Consider the following 16,454-nt stretch of genomic DNA (forward strand, 5'->3'; position numbering starts at 1 on the left):
ACCGGCCCCCAACGGCAATATCAGTGGCTCCCAAAGCGTAGAATACTCGTTGCTGCTCATCGGCCAACCGACCCTGCGCAGGCGGTTGAAACTGGCGGTCAGGTCTGCCCTGGACCAGCGCATCGGCACCCGATTCACCATCGGTCCCATGGGTTTGGAGGACACCACCTGCTACCTCAAGGGGAACCTCGGGTTCGCCGGCCGGTCAGATCCCTTGTTTTCCAGTGAATAACCCCGCGGCACCACTGACGATCACGCCACCACCATGACCATGGACACCCCGCCAGGAATATCGTGGCGGGGTGTTTTCATAGCTGGTTCGTCGTCAGATCCGGTGACGGCTTCATCGTCGAATTACGCAATGGTCAACACCCAGGCGAGGTTCGCGGACCTCACCGACACACTGGAACGCGGCAAGACCCGCTGCACCACCACCGAACTTACCGAACACATCGCCTCGATTACCCGCGACACCTGGCTCCAGCGCATCCTGCGTTGCGAGGTCACCGGCACCACGCCCGCCGCCCACCGCCTGAGCGTGAGCATCGATGAGGCAGCCCGTCGGGATTTCGAGGACGAGGTCTTCGGTAGCGGATCCTAGTCACCACCCACGAGCACTGGCCCATCGGCGAGGTGGTGGAGGCCTATCGGGCCCAGTCGGATGCCGAATTCGGGTTCCGGCAACTCAAGGACACCCAGGTGGTTTCCTTCTCACCGATGAACCATTGGACCGAACACAACATCCGCATCCACACCTTCACCTGCGTCCTGGCCCTGTAGATGGCCCACCTGATGCGCCGCGAAGCCGAACAAGCCGGCGAACACCACTCGGTGCACGACCTGCTCGAACGGCAAGGCAGCATCCAGGAAACCGTGATGATGTACCCCTCCACCGGAGGCCGGCCCAAGGCCCGGCGCATGCTCACCGAAGAAATCGACACCCACGCCAACCTTGCCGCGATCTTCAACCTCGGGAAGCTGGCCCCGAAGAAAAGTTAGGTCATACATTTCCTGATATTAATATAATGGCTGACTAGGCAGGGTATGAGTCTCGGAGTAATTAGCTAGGAAACTCCCGCTATCGAGACCCATACAGTTTGTGGTTACTAATGTTTTATTTGATTTGCGCCGTCCAGCCACCATCGACGACAAGGTTCGTTCCTGTCACGAATGATGCATTGTCCGACAGAAGGAAGGAAACTGCGGAAGCGACATCTTCAGGCAGACCAAGTCTACGCAGCGGCGTGCGCCTCTCCATGTCTTGACGGCGTTCAGGAGACTCGTCATAGAGGGAAGATATCATCGGGGTAAGAATGGCCCCGGGACAGACGGTATTGCATCGAATACCTTCGGGACCAAGCTGAAGCGCGATTGACTGGGAGAGCGAAACCACTGCAGCTTTAGAGACTTGGTATGCATCAAGAGGATCGTCCATACCTCGGAGACCCGCAGTGCTTGCGATATTTACGATTGATGCCTGGTTTCCTGCACGAAGGAGGGGAAGCGCGGCCTTGGTAACCTTTCGCAGCCCGTCTAGATTCACCCCAATAGTCTGCGCCCACACCGGTTCTGCGATATCGAATACGGAACCATCAGTATCAAAAAAGGCAACGCCTGCGGCATTGACCAAGCCTGTTAGCAGCCCTCCCGGAACCGCAGAGATCAGCCGTTCAATCCCTGCATCGTCCAAGAGATTTGAAGCAACGTATTGGGCGCCCGGCACCCGGTCCTTCGCGGCCGGCTCCCGGAGATCTGTTGCTATGACGTGGTGCCCTCCTCGTACAAGCTCGGAGACGATCGCTTTTCCAATGCCACCTGTTGCTCCAGTGACGAGGGTGACTGAGCCTGTGTCGCTCATCGGAATGCCTCCGAAACCCGCTGACCCGCGAATTCCATCGCTTCTGCAGCAACAGGGAACACTTCGTCGAGACCGAAGAACCCGTGGATCATCCCGGTATATTGTTGAACTTCAAGAGTGACCCCGGCTTCTCGCAGAGCTTCAACGTAGAGCTCGCCCTGCGGGCGGATAGGGTCGCATTCGGCCAGAATAACTGTTGCTTCAGGCACGCCCCGAAGATCGGCAGATAGCACATTCACTCGTCGGTCCGACCGGTCTTCTTCGAAGGCAAGATAGTTGTCTTGGTGCCATTGGAGCTCATCGCGCTCCAGCATGATGCCATCAAACTCGGGGTCCATTCCGCGGTCCAGATCCCACGTGGTCACCGGATATACGAGGAGCTGGTGAATGACAGTCCCCTCATCACGACTTTCATTGGCGACGGCAGCAGCGAGGTTGCCACCCGCGCTATCGCCCGCCACCACGACTCTGTTGTTGTTTTCGATGGTGAGAGGATTCTCTGGGGAACTTGCCCAGGCGAGCGCATCGAGGGCGTCGTTAACGGCCGTGGGGAATGGAGACTCCGGGCCTCGCCGATAGTCCACGGAAAGGACGGGGCATCCGGAGGATTCCGCGAGCTTTCGGGCCGTTACGTCATGCGAGTCAATGCTCCCCAGTAGCCAACCTCCTCCATGGAAATAGAGGACCAGACCGGGTGCCGTACGGCCATCGGGAAGGTAAAGGCGCCCCCGAATCGCCTGATTGTCGCGTGTCGGAATAGTCACGTCACGAACCGAAGCGAGCTCCGGCTTCTGGAGAGACGCAAAAGCGGCCTCAAACCGTAGACGAGCATCGGCCACTGGCAGCAGATGCGCATTTATTTGGCCCGATGATCGGGTTTCGTCAATCATTTGCTGTGCAATTGGGTCGAGTCGAGTCACTGTGGTTCCTTTCATGTGGTTTGCAGGGTGGATGGTTAGACGCGTTCGTAGTAGCGCTTGGTTTCCCAATCGGTGACGACGCCTGAGTCAAAAGCAAGAAGTTCACTTCGGGAAGATGCCAAAATGTGCTCGTAGACGTCGTCGCCGAAGGCTGAGCGGGCGAGTGAACTCTGGGCGAAGCGGTCAATGGAGCTGTGCAGCGAAGTTGTCATGAACTCCATTTGCGGTCCCTCCCACGCGTTTCCCTTGAAAATGGCAGGTGCCGGGAGGTTCCATTCAATGCCGTCCAACCCCGCCATAATTGTCGCGCTGTAGGCGTAATAGGGATTGACGTCAGCACCGGGAATCCGATTCTCAACGCGGAAGGACTGTTCCGCACCTACAAGTCGGAAGGCACAGGAACGGTTGTCAAGTCCGAGTGCGATGGCCCCTCCTGCAAACTGGTTGGGCAGGAACCTTTTGTAAGAATTCACCGTCGGCGCGAAGAGAAGCCCAAGCTCTACTGCATGCTTCATCTGACCAGCGACAAAACTCCCAAAAGTCGTGGACATTCCGTTGTCTCCCCAGCATAAGGGGGAGCCGGTGTTCTCATCCCAGATACTGACGTGGAGGTGACATGACGAGCCCACATCGTTTATCGAGGGTTTTGCCATAAAGGTTGGGGTCAGATCCGCCTTATACGCGAGTTCCTTGATCCCGTGCTTGAACAGAACGTGCCGGTCCGCCATCTCCAGGGCGTCGCAGTAATCGAGGGTGATCTCATGCTGCCCGAGGCCCCATTCGGGCTTTGACGACTCAACAGAGATCCCGAATTCAGGCATCATCGTCCGGATCTGATGAATAAACCATTCATCGCGGCTCGACTGAAGCATCTGGTAATCAGAGCGGTAGCTCGACAGCATCTCGACATCCCGGTACCCGGTCTTCCAGGCTTCTTTGTGAGGAGTCCTCGATAGGTAGAACTCAAGCTCGGAGGCAAACTTCAGCCGAATTCCTGCCTGGCGGGCACGTTCGATCTGGGCCTTCAGGATGCTTCGGGGTGCGACTGCGAGCAAGTCATCAGAATCCGATTCGTAGACGTCGCACAGTGCCAGCAGTGTGTTCTTTTCCCACGGAATGCGTCGTAAGGTCGTCAGATCGGGCACCAGCCGAATATCAGCCCAGCCGTTCGCGGAGTTCGATACCGGGAGTTCGAGGGAATTGAGCTCTATATCTGTGGCAAACATATGGCTGGTTGCGTGGACTCCATGTCCGTCGAGGCACAGGGCCTGAAACGCCTGCACTGTTAGTCTCTTGCCAACGAGGCGGCCATACGGATCGGGAGTTGCGCACATGACGGTGTCTATTTCACCGGTTTCGATGAGCTCCAGATAGGTCTCAAGGCCAAGGGTGGAAAATTCAACTGAGGAAAGCAACGTATCTCCTATGGTTCGTAACGATCAATCGAGAGAATGTGGGAAAGTGCACTTCGGGTTCAACAATCTTCTAAGTTTGCCGGAAGCCGCCGTCTACAACTAGTTCTGATCCGGTAATGTAGCTGGCCTGATCGCTGGATAGGAAAGCGATCGAGTCGGCAATCTGACTGGCCTCTGCGTACGTGCCCAGAGGCACTCGGTGTCCAAGAACGGGAGGCAAGCTCTCCTGTCCACCATGTTCCTGAGCCATTGGCGTCAGCACAAAACCCGGAGCCACGGAATTTACACGGACACCCAGTGGCGCCAGTGCCCGAGCCGCAGTTTTGGTAAGCATCGTTAACGCAGCTTTCGACGCCGAGTAGGCCGGGTGTGGGTCTGGATCCGACAAAGCAACGACACGAGTCGCTTCGATCGAGGTGACGTTGACGACCGAAAGGAGCGCTCCTGCATCGCGCACGAGGTCAATCACCTGGTAAGCACCGACAAGGTTGACGTCGAGCACCTTCATGAAGGCTTCACGGTCGACATTGTTGAACCCCGTGGGATCAAGGATTCCGGCACAATTGACCACATAATTAGGGGCCCGGCCAAATTCGGCTATTGCCAGTTTCAACTGGTCGGTATTTCGCACGTCCGCAGCAAACGGAAACGAAGAAACCCCGTTCCGTGTTACGGCCGGTGAAACACTTCGGTCGAGGGCCAATACCTCAATGCCACAGTCGAGAAAACGTTCAACCGTTGCTTTCCCAATCCCGGAAGCTGCCCCTGTGACGAGGGCAGTTGTGCCCTGAAAGGTGAGCTCGAAACCTCGGCTCGTGACGGTCACACCCCGTACCTTTCCATCCATGCTGCCGCAGCCAGCTCAAAGCACTCGCGGGGAGCTCGGATCACACCGGCCCCAATCTGTCCGCCATCGCGGCCGGCCAGACCAACATCCATCACGGGCAAAATGTCCGTTTCAAGAACCTTGAAAATGTCGATACCGGTTGGCGTTCCGCGGAAGTCAAAGAGCGGAATCTTGTAGCTTCCGTTTTCGCCATGGACGATCTGATACATCTCGGTGTTCCGGTCGATCATGGCAGCAGCAGAGCCACCTTGGTAGTTCTGCAACGAGAGAGCACAGGCTTGGGCGAATCCGCCGAGCCCGATGGTCTCGGTGATCGGGCTTTCGCCACCCATCCAGGTGATTTCTCCTTCGTCGTGGCCGGCAAAGAGCTTTCCCTCGTGGAGCGGCGGTGGACCTTCAAACCAGCCGTCCAGACCAGCAACTTTTATTGCAAAACCCCGGCAGCTGAAGGCCATCGCGCTGACGAGGGAGGAGCCCTGAACGTGCATGGCGTCAGCGCTGGCTTTGGCCGCGGCCATTGAGAGCCTTAGAAAGAAGTAGTCGTTTTCTGCCAGATGAAGCATTGTTTCCCGGACGCCTGGGAAGTCTTCCTGCACCATGTCCAGTGCGCTTGGCAGGATCTCGCGGCTGAAGAGGACTGAGGCAGCGGCATTTCTGCTGTGGACTTCGTCCCCCATGCGCAAAGCCTTTGCGATAAGAGGTTTCAGCGCGATTCCTCCGAGTCGACGGATCGCTTCGCCGACCACGGGGGCCAGTACCGTGTTCACATGAAGCAGGCGTTCATGCACGCCCTCGTCATAGCAGCCGTAGTTCAGCCTTCGTGGCTCTTTGCCTTCGTAAAAATTGCAGAATCCCAGGTTGCCGTGTGCTCGGTTCTGAACGATGAAGACCGGCATTGAAGCTGTGTAAATGCCGGCCAGGGAGCCCACTGCGGCATAGTCTTGGCAACCGCCGACCTCAATGTCGCCTGATTCGAAACCTGCTATGGCACCAGCCCGATCTGCTGCGAGTCCCTCGAAGAGAGCGCCCCCGATCAGTGCTTCGCGCTGCCCTCCGGTGTATTCGCTCCAAGGCATCGGTGCGCCAGAGGTAAGTACCAGGCGACTGTGGAAGCCTGGAATGACCTCACCCGCGGGCTTCACGTCGATGACCCAGGGGTCAGCTGCATCTAGACGCTCGAAACTTTCGTCGTTGGCGAGACGTGCAAGACTTTCTTCGTTTGTGCTCTTCTGAATCGTGGTTACCATGCGACAACGCCTCCATCGACAAGGAGGGTTTGCGCCGTGATGAATGAGGCCTTGGGAGAGATCAGGAAGGCGACCGCCTCGGCGACCTCCTCCGGCTCTCCGATCCGCTTGAGCATTGCATAGCTGGCGGATACCTCTTCTCCTCCGGAAACCGCTGCCATGGAAGGGCTCATCGGGGCGCGGATAACGCCGGGGGCTACATTGTTCACACGTATCCCTCGTTCAGCCAGTTCTTCGGCGAGGTAGCGTGTATAGGTGGAAACCCCAGCTTTCGTGGCTCCGTAGACTGACGCTCCGCGGAATCGACCGAAGTGCCCCGTCAAACTGCCAATATTGACGATAGCGGCCTGACCATCGTGCAGATGAGGGGAGCAGGCCTCCGTCATCCGAGCCATACCCGCAATGTTCACCTGGAACATGAGCTCCATATCCTCAGCTTTGAGACCGCCAAGACTTGTTTCACGCAGGATGCCGGCACAATTGACGAGACCGGCGAGTTTCTCTCCGTTACCAAGTGTCTCAAGAATCCCGCGGTCCACGCTCGACTGATCAGTGATATCGACGTCCACGGCCTGGATGCCCTCTAGGCCCTCTCGGAACCCTGAAGATACAGCGGATGAAAGATCAAATGCAACGGGCGTATACCCCTCGGCCTTGAGCCTCAAACAGATCGCTTGGCCAATAACTCCGGCTCCACCCGTGACAATAACTTTTGAGCTCAAGTTCTCTTTCCCATCTGTGAGTGTGACTGACATAACGCTCATCATTCAGCACTAAAGGGCCATAGGTCAAGTAACTAGACCATTTATTTTTCTCTTGGCACTCTATTCACAGATATGCTCAAACTAAATCTGGGCCTTATGACCCCGAAGGAAGGAACCGCACATGCGTAATGAGAGTGCTTTGAAGCCCGTCCGACAAGTCGCAGCCCATGAGCTTGTGCTTGATCAGATTCGGCGTTCTATTGAGGCGGGTCAATTTAGGCCTGGCGACAGGCTCCCCTCTGAGCGGGAAATGGCTGAGCAGTTGGACGTGTCTCGCACGACCGTTCGCGCTGCGGTCACCGTCCTCGAGCGCGAAGGGATGTTGACGGTGCGGCGTGGGCGAGGCGGCGGGTTTGTCGTCCAGACGCCACCTCTTGATCCAGAGCTTGCCCGCTTGATGATGCGGAAGAACCAGCAGGAAATCCGTGACGCCTTTGACTTTCGTTCTATCGTCGAGTCCGCGGCGACGGGGCTTGCGGCCACCCGACGAACAGGGTCGGATGTGGCTATGCTCCGCGCGCTACTAGAAAGTATGGATACAAGCCTGCAGGTCTGCCTCGCGGACCAGAATGCTGAGCATACGGCCCGTTTCCAGGCGCTGGATTCGGCTTTTCACTTGGGAATTGCGGCGGCAGCGCAGAATCCACAGCTGCTCGAAGCGGTCGGTCATGCCCGCCGGCAGATGTGGGCCCCGGTGGGGTCGCTCTTTGGTCGCATTGAGGAGAATGCGAATGACCTGCATGATGAAATATTGAGGGCTATTGAGGCGAAAAGCGATGTTCTTGCTGCCGAACTGATGGAGGCGCATATCCGTGATACGCGCAGGACAATCGAATCTTGGCTGAAGCGGTAAACGGTTGAGCCGATTTATGGACTAAACACCAGTTGTTCGGTCAGTCTCACGCAAGGTCCGGTAAGAGGTCGGTGCGGTCGCGAGTTGGATGTCTCCGCCCATCGTTGGGTGAGTGAGCCGAGTCTCCGGTCGGAGTGAACACCTGAAACTCTTGCGGGGATCTCTGAAATTTCGAGGCGCCACAACGGCCGTTCTGGATGGAGTGGCAGCGACTACGGGGCGCTAGGGGCTGCTTTGCTTGCCACCTGGCCATTTTTCCTTCGATACTTCACTGGCTCACGACGGCATGCCGCAGAGAATCCAAGCTCCCCTTTTGTCAAGCGAGCAGCAAATCCCCTTCGGGGCGCAGCGTCGCGGCATCACGTTCGAGTGGCCTGAAGAGGGCGGGAATCCTTGGATGCGCCATGCCGATTGTTGCGGCAAATCAAGTTGACGATCGGCTAGCAGTGACACCCATTTGCCATACCAGTGTGATGTCGAATCCGGTTGGCTGACCTCTGGAATTGGTGATGGATGACCGGAAGGAACTTCCCGGCAGATCTCGAAAATCGCGAATCTACGCCACCCTCACGGAGGGGGATCATAGCCGATTCGCAACGCAAGTTACCAAATTTCTGAAGGGCTATTTTCACTCAAGGGGCAGGGCTGCCCAATGTTTCGTGTCGCAAGGTGGCAGGCTTCCTCGCAATCTGCCGCGATCAGGGACGTCTAGACCAGAGGGCCTACCTCTCTGCGAACGAGGAAAATCTGCGGAAATTGAGCCATTTTGGAGTTTCGGCGGTCGGCAAATGGATACAACCTACAAGGCAGGAGCGGTTTGCGGGAAGTGACCGCTGAAAGTTCTATGGTTCATTGACTAGACCAATAGACTTTTTTGGACTATAAATTAAGTGAGGGCTTCGCTCTTACGGCATGTTCAGGTTCTAGGAAAGGTGTGCGAGATGGCCCAACAATCAATCTCCCGAAATGCTCGGGTGGCTATTATCGGTGCGGGATTCAGTGGAATCGCGGCCGCCACTGCGTTGATTCGGGATGGTGTCGAAAACTTCACCATGTTCGAGTCGGCTCCGGGGCTTGGCGGTACATGGTGGCACAACCGCTATCCAGGCGCTGAGGTCGACCTCGAATCGCACATCTACTCATTTTCATTTGAGCAGTACGACTGGTCCCGCACTCACGCTGAGTGGCACGAGATTCTCGCTTACTTGAACCACGTCGCTCAAAAGTGGGATCTGGGGCGTCGCATTCGATTGAACGAGAGGGTTGACTCAGTTATTTGGGATGACGAATCCCAAACTTATTCAATCGAACTATCAAGCGGGACTAACTACGGGGCCTTCGATGCCGTTATCAGTGGTGTTGGCTTTCTGAATATTCCATTGATTCCACCTTTTGCTCGAGGCGATCATCCTTTCCCAGGCCCGATTTGCCACACTTCCCGCTGGTCGGAAGGTCTTTCGCTGGAAAACAAACGCGTGGGAATACTTGGGACGGGGTCGTCTGGCGTCCAGATCGTGACCGAAGCGACCAAGACCGCACAAAGCGTCACGATCTTCCAGTTGGAGCCGAACTGGATAGTCCCGAAGGAGGCGCGCGACTTCACCGAGGAAGAACGCAAGGCGTACTCGTGCAGCGACACCTATTTTGCAGAGAGGCAACGTCTGTATGACTGGTACGACGAGATGCAGCGGGGCTCAAGCCACGCCAAGAGGGATGGCCATTGGAATCAGTTGCGGGCACAGCGCGCGCTGGACTATCTTCAGGGAGAGCTGGCAGCCCGTCCGGACCTTATTGAGCTCGTCACCCCCAAATTTCCATTCGAATCTCGTCGTACCGTCAATAGCGACTCCTACTACCAAGCAATTCAAGATCCGAAGGTTCGGATCGTGCCGTTTGGAGCCCAGGAACTCACCGAACAAGGAATCCGGGACTCAAACGGGGAGGAGCACGAACTCGACGTCGTTGTCTTTGCGACCGGATTTGACGCGGCAAACTACCTCGGCGGGATGACCGTCCGAGGGCGCGACGGGAGGGATCTCCATGAAGCTTGGGCGGGCGAGCCATCAGCGTTCCTCGGAATGATGGTCCCGGATTTCCCTAACTTCTTCATGATGTATGGACCGAATACCAATTCAATACCCCTCGTTACTTTCTATGAGGCACAGGCGGCCTTTATCGCTTCGGTTATTTCCAGCATGGACGATCGCGGTGCGTCCACGGTCGATGTTTCACGAAAGCAATTCGAGTCCTACAACACCTGGTTGCAGGATCGGTTGGGTCTCACGGTGTGGGGCGAAACGCGAAACTACTTCCAGTCAAAAACGGGAAAAATCGTTTCGCAGTGGCCGGATGGCCCGGAAATGTACCTGCAGCTCATTGAACAGGCAAAGGTCAACGCGCTCGAATTTGATGTGCAGCAAGTCCAGTAGTAGGAGCGGGTTCAGCGCGCACTTGGTATGTCGAGTATGCGTGCAGTTCATTAGATTCTTGTTCAAAAATGAAATAAGGAGTATCTGTGCCTCGTCCAATCATTGCCATTACTTACTCCTCGCGAGAACTTGAGGATTTCACTCATTGGCGGCAAATGTTTGAAGGTATCGTCGAAGCTGGCGCGGTACCTCTCGCTGTTGATTGTCAGGCGGAAGTATTCGGAATCGATGAGATCACCGGTCGGGTAGACGGACTTATTCTGAGCGGCGGCGGTGACATCGATCCAATGCAATATCAGGGGGACCGTCAGGATCCGACTCTACGTGGAGTGAACGTCGCCCGTGACGAAAACGAACTTCGAGCTTGGCGATCGGCGCGTTCGCGAGGCATCCCAGTTCTTGCTATCTGTCGTGGGGCTCAGCTATTGACTGCTGAACTTGGAGGGGATCTGTATATGGATCTTCCCCGGGATCGGGGAGAGCTCGTGAAGCATCGATATACGGAGGAAGCTTTGGTCACGACGGTTCATGACATCTCGGTGGCCGGGAGCAGCCAGCTCTCTGAATGGCTCGGAGGGATGTCGAAGATATCGGTCAACAGCCTGCATCATCAGGGAATCAAAAGGCTCCCGGCGGGAACTTTAGAAGTCGCCTATGCCGACGACGGGCTAATTGAAGCTTTTGAGATGCCAAACGAGCCCGTTGTCGCAGTTCAATGGCATCCAGAGGTTCTCTGGAAAACAAGCGATGAACAACTCAACATACTCAAGGGATTTGTCCGTCAGGCAGCAGCCTCCGCGCAAAACCGTTTGTCGAGCACCATGAGTCCTGTGCCCGCCTTGGTGCCGATGGACGATTAGTAGGTAGGGCTCGGCATCCGGCCGCTGACGCACGAAGGGCCGCCGGTGATCTTTGAACTGCTCCCCGAAAGTTGGACTGACTAAACCAGATCCATACTTTCGGGGAATTTTTCATGAATCAACATAGCTCCTTAACCGCCGAGCAGCGGTTGGCCGCCGTCGATCTTTTCGAGGAAGGTTTCGGGCGGCGCGCGGTATCCTCAAGACTTGGCGTAAGTGTCTGGGCCGTTGAAGGTCTGGAGAAACGATTCAAGATTTGGGGTAGGGCCGCGTTGGACAGCCAACCAACCAAGCAGGCGTATTCCTTCTAGGTGCGTGGGTCAGTAGTGGGAAACGGTGATCCGGGGAATCCTTAAAGCGCCGGGGGATTAACCGGGTTTCAGCGCCAACACTGGGGTAATTGGGGGTATGGATACCACTTCTTCGCTGCCGCAGGATGGTTTGTTTGACGAGTCCCTGGTGGAGCGGGTGGAGGTCGCCTCCGATGACCGGATCGACCTGAAGGGCGGGGCGAAGAAGCGGTTCAGGGCCTTCGATCCGGATGCCGTGATGTTGGTGCCGCCGTCCCTGGACGAATGGCTGCCCGAGGGTCACCTGGCCCGGTTCATCGCCGAGCTGGTGGCGAACGAGCTGGACCTGGACCGCTTCTATGCCTCCTACCGGAAGGCGAAGGGCCAGCCTCCGTACGATCCGCGGCTGATGCTGCGGATCCTGCTCTACGGGTACTGCACCGGGGTCCGTTCCTCCCGCGAGCTTGAGCGGGCCTACACCAATGTGGTGTCGTTCCGCGGGCCGGCGGCGCAGCAGGCCCCGGATTTCCGGTCCATTGCCCGCTTCCGCGATCGCCATTTGGCGGCCTTCGCCAACGTGTTCCTCCAGGCCTTGGAACTCTGCCGGGCTGCGGGGATGGTGAAGCTGGGGAAGGTGGCCCTGGACGGGACCAAGGTCCGGGCCAATGCCTCCAAGCACAAGGCCATGTCCTATGAGCGGCTCACCGAAAAGCAGAAGGTCCTGGCCCGGGAAGTCTGCGGCCTGCTGGCGGAGGCCAAGACCGTGGATGCAACGGAGGACGCGAAGTTCGGGCCGGTCAAGCGCGCGGACAAGCTGCCGGCGGAGTTGGCCAGCCGGCAGGCACGCGCCGAGGCGATGACCATCGCTCGGGCCTCCATCGAGGCGGAGGCCGCCGAGAAGGCGCGGGCCGAGGCCGAGGAGAAGGCCCGGGACCGCGGGGACGACGACGAGGGCATCACCGCCGCCGGGGACAAGGCGGCCAAGAATGCGGTGCCGAAGCCCAAGGCGCAGCGGAACTTCACCGATCCCGACGCACGGATCATGAAGCAGGCCTCCGGTGCCTTCTCCTACTTGCTACAACGGCCAGGCCGTCGTAGATGAATACCGTCAGGTCATCGTTGCGGCGGAACTGAACCAGGCAGCCAACGACTACGGGCAGCTGGTTCCCATGGTCGACAAGGCCATGGAAAACCTCGGGCGGATGCCCAGGAAGTGGCTGGCGGACACCGGATACTGCTCAAAGGCGAACCTCGCGATCGCGCGGGACCTTGAAACGGCGCATGGCACCGAGTTCTTCATTTCCACCGGCCGCATGAAGCATTCGACCCCGATCCCTCAGGCACCCAGGGGCCGGATCCCGGCGAACGCCACCGTGGGAGAGCGGATGGCCCGGAAGCTGAAAACCAAGGTCGGGAAGAAGGTCTATTCGAGGCGCAAGGCCATCGTCGAGCCGGTGTTCGGGCAGGTCCACACGCGGCAGGGCAAGCACTCGTTGCTGCGCGGGCTGGGGAAGGCGGCCTTGGAGTGGAAGTTGCTGGCCGCCTGCCACAACCTGATGAAGCTGCATGGTTACCGGGGCAATCCGGCCAGGTAGCGGGAACGAGGCGTGGGGGCCTGTGCTGCGCGCAGGCCCCCACCAGACCCCGATCCGGACCAAAGGAACCCCGGAAACCGGAATACTTCACCGCTGGTCGCCAGACACCCCAATCAAGCCATCCGCGGCCAGGTTTCCCGAAGACACAGTGCCGACCGTCAAAGCGATACTGACCCACGCACCTAGGGCCGACCCTCCGACAGCGAGCCCTGGGCGATCTGTTCCAGCAGCCACGGGGAGAAGGCGAAGGGCGCGGCCAGCGCGGCGGTCTTCAGCGCCTGGGGCTCGACCCACGCGTACTCGGCGACCTCCTCCGGGTTGGGGGCCAGCTCGGAGGTGATCAGCGCGGAGAAGACCGGGCAGATCTCGTTCTCGACGATTCCCGAGGCGTCCACGGCCCGGTAGGCGAAGTCCGGAAGCAGCGGGGCGATCGAGGAGATGGTGGTGCCCAGTTCCTGCTCGGCGCGCCTGGCGATGGCCTCGGGAAAGGATTCCCCCTCCCCCGGGTGCCCGCAGAACGAGTTGGTCCACACCCCTGCCCAGGTTTTCTTGGACAGGGCGCGCCGGGTCATCAGGATCCGGCCCTGGCCATCGTAGAGGTGGCAGGAGAAGGCCAGGTGCAAGGGCGTGTGTGCGGTGTGCACGAGCGCCTTGGATGCCGTTCCGATGCGGGTGCCGTCGTTGGCCAACAACACCACAAGTTCCTCGCTCATGACTCTCTTTCTTCGAAGGTGGCGGGGCCATGCCCCTCAGCCTCAATCATCCCATGCCCGCACGGGACCGGATCATGGCCGCATTTCGGGCTTAACGGGGCGGCTGCCGGTTTGGCGGGGAACATGTCTCCCGCCAAACCGGCAGCCACCAGGGGTCTTGCCGGGCCAACGCCTACAGCATGCGCTTGAGCGTCTCGCCCTTGAAGAACCCGGGTTGGCGGATGCGCATGTACAACATCACGGCCACGCCCAGGACCAGCACGCCCATGCCCAGGATGAACACCATGCCCAGCCCTGCGATGTTGGAGCCCGAGCCGTAGTCCGGGTCCATGGAATCGCGTGCGGTGCTCGCGAACATCACCAGCAGGATCACCCCGCCCACCAGCGGGGCCAGGAACTTGAAGAAGAAGCCGCGCACGGTGTCGAACGCCTCGCGGCGGAAGTACCAGACGCAGGCCAGTGCGGTGACTCCGTAGTAGAAGCAGATCATCAGGCCCAGGGCCGTGATGGTGTCCCACAGCGCGTTTTCGCTCAGCAACCGGGTGACCACGTAGAACACCGCGGCCGCCGAGCCGGCGGTGATGGTGGCCGTGGACGGGGACATGAAGCGCGGGGAAACCTTGCCGAAGCGCTCGGGCAGCGCCTTGTAGTAGCCCATGGCCAGGATGGTGCGGGCCGGGGACACCAGGGTGGACTGCAGCGAAGCCGCCGAGGAGGACAGGATCGCCAGCGACATCAGGATCGCAAACGGGCCCATGATCGGTCCGGCCAGCACCGCGAAGATCGATTCCTGGTTCTCCGGGTTGCCGGCACCCAGGCCGGTTTCGCCGATGCCCGCGTAGGAGATCACGGCCAGCGAGATCACCATGTAGATGCCCATGATGATCAGGATCGTCAGCGTGGCGGCGCGGCCCGGGACCTTGGCGGGGTTCGTGGTTTCCTCGTTCATCGTCAGGGTAACGTCCCAGCCCCAGAAGATGAAGATCGACAGCGAGACGCCGGCGGCGAAGGCCGCGAAGGAATGCACGGCCATCGGGTTGAACCAGTCCAGCGCGATCGGGGTCGGGTCGAAGGCGGTGCCGTTGTTCACGTGGCTGAACGCTGCCACGGCGAACCAGGTGAGCACCACGAGCTGGAAGGCGACCAGCGCGTATTGGAAGGCCTTGGTGGTCTGCATGCCGCGGTAGGAGATCCAGCAGGCGGCGGCGATGAACACCAGCGTCGTGGGGATGTTGACCCACAGGTTGCGCGTCAGCTCCGCGATGGCGTCGTTGCCGGTGAGCTGGGCGATCAGCAGGTAGAAGAAGTCCACCGCGACCGCGGCCAGGTTGGAGAGCACGATGATGGTCGCGGCGATCAGGCCCCAGCCACCCATCCAGCCGATCCAGGGGCCGAAGGCGCGGGTGGCCCAGGTGAAGGAGGTGCCGGAGTCCGGCATCGCGGAGTTCAGCTCGCGGTAGCCCAGGGCCACCAGCAGCATCGGCAGGAAACCGGCCAGGAAGATCGCCGGCAACTGGGTGCCGACCTCGGCGACCGTCGGACCCAGGGCAGCGGTCAGGGTGTAGGCGGGGGCAATGCAGGAGATGCCGATGACCACGGCACCAAGCACGCCGACGGTGCCCTTGGACAGGCCCTTGTCGCCCAGGCCTGATTCGGCCGCCGGTGTGGCGCGGGATTCGGTCGCTGTGTCACGACTCATGGTTGTATTCCTTCATCCAGGCGGTGCCGCGCTTCCCGCCTGGCGGGCAGGGGAAAGCGCGGCACCCTCATGCGGGGAGTTGGTGCTAGGAGCGGGCCGTTTCGGGCTTGTGGTTCTTGGGAACCACAACCAGCGGGACCGGGAGGGTCCGCAGCATGCGTTGGGCGGTGGTGCCCAGGAAGAGCCGGCGCTTGCGCGCCAGGCGGCTCGAGCCGACGACGGCGATTTCGCCGTCCACCCAGTCGAGTTCGGCGATGGCGTCGTCGATGCCCGTGCCGGAGGCCACGGTGATCTCGGCCGTGAGGCCGAGTTCCTCCACGATGGCGGCGGCCGCGGCCCGGGTGCGCTCTATGGAGTCGACCGCTTCCGCGGAACCGGCCGTGGCATGGTCCTGGGCCACCAGGGACACCACGCGCAGCGCCAGTTCCTGGTTGCTTGCCGCCGTTGCTGCGGCCTGCACCACGGCGCGGGCACCGGGGCGGGTGCCGACGAATGCGGTGATCCGGCTGAGCTTGCCCCCGGCCCTTTCCAGGGACGCGACGGCACCGGGGGTGCTCATGGCCACCGGGAACGGCGAGGCGTGCAGCAGCGAGCTGGCCACCGAGCCCGGGACAAAGAACCCTGCCACGTGGCGCTTGCGCCCGCCGAGCACGATGGCCCGGGCGCCGGTTTCCTTGGCCATGGCGATCAATCCGGCGGCCGGGGAGGAGACCGCGCGGGCGATGACCCGGGCGGTGGGACCGGCCGGAACCAGGTTGAGCGCTTCCTTGGCCCAGGCGTCAACCTGGTCAGCCAGGATGGAGGAGTATCCGTGGTCGCTGCCCGGGTAGGTGGCCGAGAACGGGGTGTCCTCGGGCAGGACCATGGCGATGTCCAGGTGGGCCGCGGGCCCGCCCAGCGCCGCGGCGAGCGCGATGGCCTCCGCGCCGCGGGCGTCGGCGGTGTATCCAACGAGATAGCGCAT

13 protein-coding genes and 2 pseudogenes are annotated in these 16,454 nt (G+C 59.7%); 6 read left to right on the forward strand and 9 right to left on the reverse strand.

Features of this window, described 5'->3' with window-relative positions; genetic code table 11:
- Positions 1-373 precede the first annotated feature (373 nt).
- Positions 374-999 (forward strand): annotated as a pseudogene (locus BLJ79_RS24030) (transposase); the annotation flags it as partial.
- A 115-nt stretch (positions 1,000-1,114) separates the two neighbouring features.
- Here BLJ79_RS24030 and BLJ79_RS22305 read toward each other — a convergent pair.
- The 6 genes from BLJ79_RS22305 to BLJ79_RS07010 all read right to left on the reverse strand — a co-directional run bounded on the left by BLJ79_RS22305 (position 1,115) and on the right by BLJ79_RS07010 (position 7,042).
- The gene (locus BLJ79_RS22305; RefSeq protein ID WP_083411068.1) at positions 1,115-1,858 is read right to left on the reverse strand and encodes an SDR family NAD(P)-dependent oxidoreductase; all 744 of its coding nucleotides are present in this window, start codon (positions 1,856-1,858) and stop codon (positions 1,115-1,117) included.
- Positions 1,855-2,778: an alpha/beta hydrolase gene (locus tag BLJ79_RS06990; protein ID WP_217641827.1), complete on the reverse strand. Its 924-nt coding sequence runs from the start codon at positions 2,776-2,778 to the stop codon at positions 1,855-1,857. The genes BLJ79_RS22305 and BLJ79_RS06990 overlap by 4 nt, the downstream gene beginning before the upstream one ends.
- A gap of 35 nt (positions 2,779-2,813) precedes the next feature.
- Positions 2,814-4,193 carry a glutamine synthetase family protein gene (locus BLJ79_RS06995; RefSeq protein WP_071214008.1) on the reverse strand — a complete coding sequence of 460 codons (1,380 nt, stop codon included), beginning with the start codon at positions 4,191-4,193 and terminating at the stop codon, positions 2,814-2,816.
- 70 nt (positions 4,194-4,263) lie between these two features.
- Positions 4,264-5,019, reverse strand: coding sequence for an SDR family NAD(P)-dependent oxidoreductase (locus BLJ79_RS07000; RefSeq protein WP_217641829.1), 756 nt, complete (start codon positions 5,017-5,019; stop codon positions 4,264-4,266).
- Positions 5,016-6,287 carry a YlbE family protein gene (locus tag BLJ79_RS07005; protein ID WP_071214010.1) on the reverse strand — a complete coding sequence of 424 codons (1,272 nt, stop codon included), beginning with the start codon at positions 6,285-6,287 and terminating at the stop codon, positions 5,016-5,018. The genes BLJ79_RS07000 and BLJ79_RS07005 overlap by 4 nt, the downstream gene beginning before the upstream one ends.
- Entirely contained in the window at positions 6,281-7,042 is a 762-nt protein-coding gene (locus BLJ79_RS07010; protein WP_071214011.1) for an SDR family NAD(P)-dependent oxidoreductase, read from the reverse strand. Before BLJ79_RS07010 ends, BLJ79_RS07005 begins: the two co-directional genes overlap by 7 nt.
- A gap of 130 nt (positions 7,043-7,172) precedes the next feature.
- On the opposite strand from BLJ79_RS07010, the gene BLJ79_RS07015 reads away from it, so the two are divergent.
- The 5 genes and pseudogenes from BLJ79_RS07015 (at position 7,173) to BLJ79_RS07030 (ending at position 13,078) form a co-directional block, all read left to right on the forward strand.
- A complete protein-coding gene (locus BLJ79_RS07015; protein WP_071214012.1) occupies positions 7,173-7,904 on the forward strand; it encodes a FadR/GntR family transcriptional regulator in 732 nt (243 codons plus the stop codon).
- Between the two features lie 941 nt (positions 7,905-8,845).
- Positions 8,846-10,333, forward strand: a complete 1,488-nt coding sequence (locus BLJ79_RS07020; RefSeq protein WP_217641830.1) for a flavin-containing monooxygenase — start codon at positions 8,846-8,848, stop codon at positions 10,331-10,333.
- Between the two features lie 86 nt (positions 10,334-10,419).
- A complete protein-coding gene (locus tag BLJ79_RS22310) occupies positions 10,420-11,193 on the forward strand; it encodes a gamma-glutamyl-gamma-aminobutyrate hydrolase family protein (protein WP_139194764.1) in 774 nt (257 codons plus the stop codon).
- A 113-nt stretch (positions 11,194-11,306) separates the two neighbouring features.
- Positions 11,307-11,504 carry a helix-turn-helix domain-containing protein gene (locus BLJ79_RS22815; protein WP_139194765.1) on the forward strand — a complete coding sequence of 66 codons (198 nt, stop codon included), beginning with the start codon at positions 11,307-11,309 and terminating at the stop codon, positions 11,502-11,504.
- Positions 11,505-11,742: 238 nt separating this feature from the next.
- Positions 11,743-13,078: pseudogene (locus tag BLJ79_RS07030) on the forward strand (IS1182 family transposase).
- A 182-nt stretch (positions 13,079-13,260) separates the two neighbouring features.
- Here BLJ79_RS07030 and idi read toward each other — a convergent pair.
- From idi to BLJ79_RS07045, 3 genes are all read right to left on the reverse strand, one after another.
- Positions 13,261-13,791, reverse strand: coding sequence for an isopentenyl-diphosphate Delta-isomerase (gene idi / locus BLJ79_RS07035; protein ID WP_071214014.1), 531 nt, complete (start codon positions 13,789-13,791; stop codon positions 13,261-13,263).
- Between the two features lie 172 nt (positions 13,792-13,963).
- On the reverse strand, positions 13,964-15,490 hold the full coding sequence (locus BLJ79_RS07040) for an APC family permease (RefSeq protein ID WP_071214015.1): 1,527 nt from the start codon (positions 15,488-15,490) through the stop codon (positions 13,964-13,966).
- Positions 15,491-15,575: 85 nt separating this feature from the next.
- The gene (locus tag BLJ79_RS07045) at positions 15,576-16,454 is read right to left on the reverse strand and encodes a universal stress protein (protein WP_071214016.1); all 879 of its coding nucleotides are present in this window, start codon (positions 16,452-16,454) and stop codon (positions 15,576-15,578) included.

It is taken from the genome of Arthrobacter sp. UCD-GKA, assembly GCF_001863355.1.
Taxonomy (GTDB): domain Bacteria; phylum Actinomycetota; class Actinomycetes; order Actinomycetales; family Micrococcaceae; genus Paeniglutamicibacter.